At 56.2% G+C, this 8,560-nt stretch carries 7 protein-coding genes; 3 read left to right on the top strand and 4 right to left on the bottom strand.

Annotated elements, in window-relative coordinates; all coding sequences use genetic code 11:
* The 4 genes from VMU57_RS12855 to VMU57_RS12870 all read right to left on the bottom strand — a co-directional run.
* A partial coding sequence (locus VMU57_RS12855) for a type IV toxin-antitoxin system AbiEi family antitoxin domain-containing protein (protein ID WP_325384000.1) occupies window positions 1–387 on the bottom strand: 387 nt, incomplete at its 3' end.
* A gap of 295 nt (window positions 388–682) precedes the next feature.
* On the bottom strand, window positions 683–1,984 hold the full coding sequence (locus VMU57_RS12860; RefSeq protein ID WP_325384002.1) for a DUF2130 domain-containing protein: 1,302 nt from the start codon (window positions 1,982–1,984) through the stop codon (window positions 683–685).
* Window positions 1,985–2,009: 25 nt separating this feature from the next.
* Window positions 2,010–2,309, bottom strand: coding sequence for a hypothetical protein (locus tag VMU57_RS12865; RefSeq protein WP_325384004.1), 300 nt, complete (start codon window positions 2,307–2,309; stop codon window positions 2,010–2,012).
* Between the two features lie 23 nt (window positions 2,310–2,332).
* Window positions 2,333–3,259, bottom strand: a complete 927-nt coding sequence (locus VMU57_RS12870) for an ARPP-1 family domain-containing protein (RefSeq protein WP_325384006.1) — start codon at window positions 3,257–3,259, stop codon at window positions 2,333–2,335.
* Between the two features lie 174 nt (window positions 3,260–3,433).
* On the opposite strand from VMU57_RS12870, the gene VMU57_RS12875 reads away from it, so the two are divergent.
* The 3 genes from VMU57_RS12875 to VMU57_RS12885 form a co-directional block, all read left to right on the top strand.
* Window positions 3,434–4,945 (top strand): sigma-54 interaction domain-containing protein, encoded by a 1,512-nt coding sequence (locus VMU57_RS12875; RefSeq protein ID WP_325384007.1) that lies wholly within the window; start codon window positions 3,434–3,436, stop codon window positions 4,943–4,945.
* 213 nt (window positions 4,946–5,158) lie between these two features.
* A complete protein-coding gene (locus VMU57_RS12880; protein WP_325384008.1) occupies window positions 5,159–7,330 on the top strand; it encodes a DEAD/DEAH box helicase family protein in 2,172 nt (723 codons plus the stop codon).
* 21 nt (window positions 7,331–7,351) lie between these two features.
* Window positions 7,352–8,560 (top strand): N-6 DNA methylase (locus tag VMU57_RS12885; RefSeq protein ID WP_325384010.1); only part of this gene is annotated, 1,209 nt, incomplete at its 3' end.

An 8,560-nucleotide genomic window follows, 5' to 3' on the forward strand; every position in this document is an offset into this window, starting at 1 on the left:
GATTCCTTGCTTGAAAGCATCACCGCTGTACTGGATGAGCTTGACTGGGGGGTAATCCACCTTGGGGGCGTGGCCTCCCTGGGGGAGGGCGATCCAGACCTGCCGGGGAAGCTGCGTGGTGAGCCCGTGGAACTGCAGGGCCGTGAGCAGGCAGAAGACGGCTTGCGGTGCCCTTGCCGCCACGATGGTCAGACTCTCATTTTCCGAGAGAGAGGCCTCGGCAAGCCGGTAGAGGCCACGGCCGGCTTTCGAGAGCTCGCCGCTGGCTGTAAGACGAGTGAGGTAGACCCGGGGAATTGCGAGCTCAGTCAGATCGCTGGAGCGTAGCAGGCCCTTCTGCTGGGCGAGCAGCAGGAGCCGATCAGTATGGCTTGGCTGAGTAGGCATGATGTGGGATTATGTTCCTAATAGACGTTACTTGCAAATATGTAAAGCCATTTAGGAACATAGGGACTACCTATCGCCAATCCGCCGACCAATATGCCAGGCAAATCAAATGACGTGGGGCTAGCCTCGGATTCAGATCTTCGGATTCAGATCTTCAAAGCAGACGTACATTCCCGCGACTGTGCCAGAGCAGCATAAGTGAACCCACTGTGCCGCGCATTTCGTGCGGGAGACGCTTCAACGCGTGACCATGGTCAAGATAAGTGAAGCTTGCAGTGTCCGAAGCGTTTGCGCTTTAGGCATCAACCTCGGTGCTGGCTGGTAGCGCCAGTTGATCGATTGAATCGAGTTCCGGAATCGCATCATGAGCAATGGCGTTGATGTCCCCGACTACGGTAGCCATCGTATTGGTCACGCGCTCGATCTGGCCCTGACGCTTTGCCCAGATTCTCTGCATCGCGCGTTTTTCAGCCTCAAGGTCGTGACGCATCGCTTCCACTGACTCCAATACGGTGCGAACCTTCTGAGCGAAGGTCGGACTCGACAGGTAGTTGAACAATAATTCCATTTTTTCGCCGCGCCCGGTATTTACAAGTCGCAGCTTGTTGATTTCAATCAGGCCGACGCGCAAGGTTTCCGCCACTGGTCGCACAAGATGAGGGGAAACCAGCCAAACATCGCCGACCATTGCCAATGGCTCTGTGACTCCCTTCGGCATTGCCGTGGTAACCAGTACGGCGAAATCGGCCTGGGCCTCCTGTTGGTCGTCCTTGAGCTTGGTAAGCCATTTGTCCGACCAGTTTTCGGCTCGTTTTGCTTCCCAGATGATCTTTCCACAGACTTCGCCATTAGAGGTGCGAACAGTGTGGATGACATCGGCGCCGCGCTGTCCCTTCTTGACCTCTTCGATCTGATCGTGATGGAAACTGGCTGCGAGGGCGTGCTCGAGTTCGAGTTCCAGTACCTCGCCGTGGAGCTGCTGCGAGCCTTGTTCCAGCTTGCGGCGGAGATCCTCGTTGGCCTTCTGGGCGTCTTCAATTTTCTTTTTGTAGTCCGCTTCTACCAAGCCGAAACGTTCCGCCTCCCTCTGACCAATCTCGCTCGATAGCTTCTTGAGCTCTGCATCCAGTTTTCGCTGCAGATCCAGTTCCTGGTTGGCTCGCTGTTCCTCGACCTCCTTCTTCTGCCTACGGAGCTCGAGCTCCTGCTCCCGGAACTCCTTCAGTTTGCGGTCCTTCTCGGTAAGTTCAGCGGCGAATGCTTGCCGTTCCTGAGCGAATTCGTCTGCGGCTTTTGCTTTGGCATCGTCTCGGGCTTTGACGATGGCGTTCTTTGCCTCGGTGGCACCTTTCTCCGAATCGGCGAGCCGCTCCGTCAGACGCTCGATTTGTTCGTTAAAAAGCTTAGCGGCCTTGCGCTCTGCCTCACGCCCGACGGTTTCCTCGAGTTCTTGGCGCTTTGTTGCGAGCGCCTTTTCGAAGTCCGCTTCGTAATGCTCGATCGTATGGCGCGCAATGCCCAGATCAAGGGAGAACTCATTCCTGCACTTGGGGCACGTGACGGTTTCGTTGGCGCTCAAGATTATTTGGCGTTCCATGTTCTCTCTCTTCCAGGCTAAGACATCAGTGAATTGTTGTATTTTGCGGAGGCGGCGAATCGGATACGACCGTTGGTTTTCCATCTTCCTTGCCAGCGGAACTCGCGGCGCTCGCCTGCGAGACAGCGCTGAAGACGACCGGAAACACATCCAACGGATTGGTAGCGACAGCTAAGCCAAGCTCAGTCGCAATATAGGAGAGTGCAAATGAGATTTCCTCAGGTGCAATCCCGTTTTGCAAAAACTTGCGAACTTCGACGCGTACGCGTTCGAATACCTTGTCCCGGTCGGCCGTTCCGTGCTCCTTCGTTATCGAATCTGACATGGCGATTCCCCAATCAAAATTGGTCAGGCCCGCTCTTCGAAGGCAGCGAGATGGACGACATGCTCATTGACTAGCAGCGCGCCTCCCGCAAGATGGTCGCCAGTCATGCGAACATCCTCACCCTCTCCGAGCGATGCATACGACTTCGTCGACGCATCGGCGATGCGCTTAAGCAGCGCTGACACCTGCTCCATTGATACGCCGCCTTTGCCGGTTTCGGCTTGATCGATGGCATCGAGCGCATAGCCGGAGACTAGCTTGGTGAAAAGCTTTCGAAAGGTGTCAGGAGAGTCGAAGATTTCCACGCCGACGAGTTGCCCAGCGATGGCGAATGCAGCTCCCGTTTGGCCATGTTCGGGCCGCAATTTGGTCTGGTAGGCGTCAAGACTGCGGCTACGCCGATCGTAGACGTCGGACATCGCTTCCGTGTCGGAATTAACGGACATTCGAGCGGACATATGTGCGATGTCTTCCCAGATAGCACTTTGATTCGCCCGACGAGTGCCGGAGGAGTTAAGGCTATGGGAGACGTCCCGCATCTTCGCTGCCTTCGCGCTCGAAAAGAGCGTGCGGTTAGCAGAGCGGAACTCGCGCGACACATAAGACCACCGGCCGCGCTCCACGCAGGACACGGGAATTGCGATCTTCTTGTGACCTCCCACCAGTATGGTGATATTGATAATCCGATTCTGCCGGGCACCGATCAGTTCCTCGCCGTCCATCAGCAGGACAGGCTTATCGCCTTGGTTTTCGAACCAGAGTTCGGGAACGCTGCCGCTCTCAGAGATCTCCATGATCTTCGCCGTGCCGTTGGCAAGCGCTTCGTCGATTGTCAGATAACGGGGCGCCCCTACATCGTCGGCAAGCAATGGCACCATCGTCACGTTGCCGAACGATTGGAGAGTGCCGAGCCGAAGTTGCTGGAGTGAATCGGAAATTTGAGTAAGCATCGTATGCCTCCATGTGGGTTCGCAGTCTCTATAGCAGCCGCCGTGCCAGCCCTGGGTGATCCTGGGGAACCTGAGTTAAATCAAACTATTGCGGGATTTTCTCCAACAGATTGATTGACGGATAGGGCGTTGCGGGCGTAAAGTCTATTACGTGATACAAGAACCTTTATGCTAATGCCTCATCAAGCGCTCGTTTGCTGGATTGGTAATACGGACCTCAAAGCCTCAAGTGGCGTGAGTCCCGATGGTGACGGGCCGGTGGCCAATGCGGTGTCGGCCATCAAGTTCGACGAGATTCACTTGCTTTGCGATTACCCAAAGGAGAAGTGGAAGGGATACGTCGATTGGTTATCCAAGCGCACTTCTGCGCTCATCAAGGTTCATCAACAGACTCTCTCGAGTCCGACGAACTTCCGGGGCATTTATAAGGCAGCGGACTCGGTGCTTTCCGCGCTGTGGAAGGCTAAAGGCCCTGGATTCCAGTACACCTTTCACTTGAGTCCGGGCACCCCTTCGATGGCCGCGGTGTGGATACTGCTAGCCAAGACCAGTTATCCAGCGCAACTCTTGCAATCTTCAAGGGAAGCGGGGGTCGAGGTGGCAGATGTTCCCTTTGACATCGCCGCTGAGTTCATTCCAGATCTGTTGCGGACCGCCGATCAACGACAGGTGGCATTGTCGGAGGCGAGGCCCCCAGAGGCAGCGGGTTTCGAGGACATCGTTCACCGTAGCCCAATGATGAAACAATTGATCGCCGAGGCGCACCGGGCCGCGCGCCGATCGCTGCCAATCCTCATCGAAGGGGAAAGCGGGACAGGCAAGGAGCTGTTCGCGCAAGCGATCCACAACGCGAGTCCTCGGGCCGCCATGAACTTTGTGGCGGTCAATTGCGGCGCGATACCGGCCGAGTTACTTGAATCCGAATTCTTCGGCCACAAGAAGGGTGCGTTCTCAGGAGCGGTGACCGATCGCCTCGGTCATTTTGGAGAAGCGCATCGTGGCACGCTGTTTCTTGATGAGATTGGTGAGTTACCGAAGGCCATGCAGACAAAGCTCCTTCGCGCGCTCCAGCAGGGGGAGGTTACGCCCGTCGGACAGAGCAAACCGGTAAAAGTGGATGTACGCATCATTGCCGCCACCAATAGAACGTTGGTGGAGGACGTGGCGGCAGGTCGTTTTCGGGAAGATCTGCTCTATCGGCTCGCGGTAGCGGTGATCAAATTGCCCCCGATTCGTGAACGTAAGGGCGATCTCAATCTTCTGATTGACGCGATGCTCGACTATGTCAATCGGCAGGCCACTGCTGAGCCGGGATACCAGAAGAAGAAGCTTTCTGTATCCGCAAGAAATCTTCTGCTCCAGCATCATTGGCCAGGTAACGTTCGCGAGCTTCAAAATACTCTGTTGCGGGCCAGTCTTTGGAGCGAAGCGGACAGCATCGGTCCGGACGTGGTCAAACGCGCCTTGATGACGGTTCCGGTCGTGGGGGGGCGCAACGAAGCGATCCTCGACCGTGACATCGAGACCGGGGTGAAGCTCGAAGATCTCATGGCACAGGTCGCACGCCACTATCTACAGCGGGCGCTGGAGCACGCGAAGGGCAACAAGACCCAGGCAGCAAACCTGGTTGGATTTTCAAGCTACCAAACGCTGACCAATTGGTTGAAGAAATATGGTCTGGAGTGACGTGGCACGCCATTTGCTCAAGGTGTTCAATCGTGAATTCACAAACGCCTCGGCTGGGTGACCTGAAGATAGTGAAAACAAGGCAGACAAATGGCTAGAACAGAACGCGTCACCTGCAAAGAAGTAATTGAGCCAGCCTTGTCTGCGGCAGGATGGTCATGGCAGGCGCAACTCCGCATTGGGCCGGGCCGCGTCAACATCTCTGGCGAGAGCATGTACGACGAAACCCAGTCCATCATCGCCGACTACGTTCTGCGATACCGCGGCGTCCCGCTTGTCATTCTGGAGGCCAAGGCCGAGGGCGAAAGCGCTGCGGACGGGATGCAACAGGCATCTCGTTATGCACTTCGTCTCGCCATTCGATTCTCCCTGGCGTCGAACGGTACGGACTGGATTCTGACGGACAACGAAACCGGTCAGTACGAAACGTTCATAACACCGCCAACACCCGAAGCCATTCTTAGCCGCTTGGGCGCATCCCTGGACTGGGATCGGTGGGAGGGCGCGTTCACCGCCGGCTACTACGTGGATCAGGTGACTCACAAGGCTGTGCGTCCTTATCAAGATATCGCCATCAACAAGACGCTGTGGCAGTTCGCGCAAGGCAAGGATCGTGTGCTGCTCCTCATGGCCACGGGAACAGGCAAGACGTTCACGGTATTCCAGTTGATTTGGAAGCTCCTCAATGCGAAAGCGCTCAAGCGTGAGCATGTTCTCTTTCTTACTGACCGAAACAGTCTTAAGGACCAAGCCTATCGCGCGTTTTCGGCCTACACAGCCTCGGAGCGCGTGCAGGTAGACAAGGAGACAGTTGCCCAGGGGCAGCACCTCGTCGGAAAGGTCTTCTTTGCCAATTACCAGAGCCTCGATGAGGAGCTTGACGGAAAGAAGGTCTACGAACACTACGACCCGGACTTCTTCGACCTTGTTGTTGTGGATGAGTGTCACCGCTCGGGCTTTGGGGACTGGTTTGGCGTGCTTGAGCATTTCGGGTCTGCGCTGCAATTGGGGCTTACCGCCACGCCACGCGAACTGGAAGAGGGCAACCGAGAATTGACGGTTGAAGAGAAGCGGCGCGATACCCAGCATTACTTCGGCGAACCCGTTTTCATCTACAGCCTCAGACAGGCCATCGAAGATGGCTATCTGGTGCCGTACTTGCTTGAAGAACGCATAACCAACGTCGATGAGGACGGCTTCACTGGCCCCGACGGCAAGCGCTATACCACCGCTCACTTTGAGCGAGAGATCCGTATGCCGGATCGTACCAAGGCTATTGCAGAGGACCTTTGGGAAGTGCTGGGCAAGCATGACTTACGCGACGAGAAAACCATCGTCTTTTGTGTCGATGACACGCATGCCGCATTCATGGCGCAAGAACTGCGGCGACTGTCTGGCGATTCAGATTTTGCGGCACGCATTACTCGTGCCGAGCGCAACAGTCACCAGCTCGAACGCAATTTTGCTGTGGTCGGCCCCAGCAATCCACGTATCGCAGTCACTGTTGACCTTCTGACCACCGGCTTTGATGCGCCTGATGTCAAGAACGTAGTCTTCATGCGCCCCCTGCGCAGCGCCATTTTGTACAAACAGATGAAAGGACGCGGCACCCGCCTGTGCGAGGACATTAACAAGCGTTACTTCACCATCTTCGACTACTCCGGCGCCAGTGCGCTGGAAGATGCGGAATTCGACGGACATCCGGCGAACAAGCAAAAAGCCTACAAAGCCGCCCGGCCCACGCGTCCGCCGCGAACGGGGGAAGCGGTACCTAAGCTCGTTGGTGAGGGTGTTTCCGTAATTATCTCGGCCACCAATCGTTACGTTTGCCTCGCGGATGGTCGCAAGGTTCCGTTCGAGGAATACAGCGAGAAATCGCGTGAGTTCATTCTCGATGTGACCCACAAGGGGCTGGATGAATTGCTGCGCATCTGGATCGACAAGAAGAGCCGGTTGGAGTTGCGCGAAGAGTTGCGGGACAGGGACATCTACCCTTCCGCTTTTCGACATTACCTGGAGCTGCCGGACACGGATGACGTGGACATTCTCGCCAAGATCGGTTTTCAGATGCCGCGCGTACCGACGCGCAACGACCGGGCCAACCGATTGTGGGACCAGGACCAGGTCTGGCTGCTCGACCAGCTCGGTGAGAAAGGTGTTCCAGAGAAAGCACGTATCAAGAGTCGCTTTTGGCTGACGGCGCTCGATCACTACCGCTTGTTCGGAGTGGATGATCTTGAGCAGGCCCGCACCTACAGCGCGCCGCAGTTTTCAGAGCAGTTCGGGAGCTTTCAGTCGCTGACCAACCGTTATGGCGGGGCGGCGCTGTTGAAAGCAGACCTCGAATTGGTCAAGCAGCACTTGTACGTGCCGATGGGCGCTTAACGCATCAAATGGGATATCAGAATGAATAACAAGACTGACCATCGCCGCCAGGAAGTCCAGCAGATCGTCAAGAACGCCTGCGACCAGCTCAATCAGGAGGGTGTAGACGCCAGTAACTATGTCGAGCAGCTTGCGTGGCTATTTTTCCTCAAGGCTTTTGACGAGGCGGAAACTCGACGCGAGGAGGAGGCACAGTTTGACGACAAAACGTACGAGCGTCGCCTCGCAGGTAATTACGCGTGGTCCGCGTGGGCGAGGGACACCGATCATCCGGACGAAATGCTCGAGTTCGTTGACGGCAAGCTCTGGATCAAGATTACCAGCCCCGATCCCAAAAAGGGCCTGGGTGATGACCCGTTAGCGCAGCGGTTCCGCCGCATATTCGAGAACGTGCGCAATTATTGTCGGCGTGGTGTGTCCTTCGCCAGAGTCGTGCAACAGGTCGACAAACTGCATTTCTCCAATGAAACCGATGTCATCGTCCTGTCGGAAATTTACGAAGACCTGCTTAAGCGTGTGGCGGCCGATTCCGCTGGCTACGCCGGGGAGTTCTACACCCAACGCCACATCATCCGTGCCATGGTCGAAGTGGTGAAGCCCAAAGCGGGCGAGACCGTCTATGACCCTTGCTTTGGAACCGCAGGCTTTCTGGGGGCTGCAGCGGATTTCATACGTCAGGCCGGAACACTGAGCGGCAAACAGCTCGACGAGCTACAGCATAAGACCTTCTATGGTCTGGAGCTCAAGCCTCTGACCTACCTGTTGGGTTCGATGAACATGATCCTGCACGGGATCGAGGGCGCCAATCTGGAGCTGTCCAATACGCTGGAGGTGCATAACCATAACGTGGGCGAGAAAGACAAGCACAAAGTCATCCTCGCCAATCCTCCCTACGGCGGCAAGATGGCGCAGGAATTACAGACCAACTTCCGCGTAAAGAGCAGTGCCACCGAATGCCTGTTCCTCCAGCACATTATGGCCAATCTGGCCAAGGGCGGGCGCGCTGCAGTGATCATCCCGGAGGGCGTGCTATTTCGTGGCGGCCCAGACCAGAAGGTGCGCAAAGAATTGCTGGAACAGTTCAGTGTCCACACCATCCTGTCGCTGCCAGCTGGATGCTTTCTGCCTTACACCGGTGTTAAAACCAACATTCTTTTCTTCGACCGGCTGAAAGACGGCTCCGGGACAGACTCCGTCTGGTATTACGACCTCACCAACGATGGCTTCGAA

Origin of the sequence: Edaphobacter sp. (assembly GCF_035532915.1) — a bacterium.
Classification (GTDB): domain Bacteria; phylum Acidobacteriota; class Terriglobia; order Terriglobales; family Acidobacteriaceae; genus Edaphobacter.

Bases quoted from the DNA above. Each gene is read 5' to 3' on its own strand.
- VMU57_RS12860 (WP_325384002.1), bottom strand. From the start codon at position 1,984: ATGGAACGCCAAATAATCTTGAGCGCCAACGAAACCGTCACGTGCCCC.
- VMU57_RS12865 (WP_325384004.1), bottom strand. From the start codon at position 2,309: ATGTCAGATTCGATAACGAAGGAGCACGGAACGGCCGACCGGGACAAG.
- VMU57_RS12870 (WP_325384006.1), bottom strand. From the start codon at position 3,259: ATGCTTACTCAAATTTCCGATTCACTCCAGCAACTTCGGCTCGGCACT.
- VMU57_RS12875 (WP_325384007.1), top strand. From the start codon at position 3,434: ATGCCTCATCAAGCGCTCGTTTGCTGGATTGGTAATACGGACCTCAAA.
- VMU57_RS12880 (WP_325384008.1), top strand. From the start codon at position 5,159: ATGTACGACGAAACCCAGTCCATCATCGCCGACTACGTTCTGCGATAC.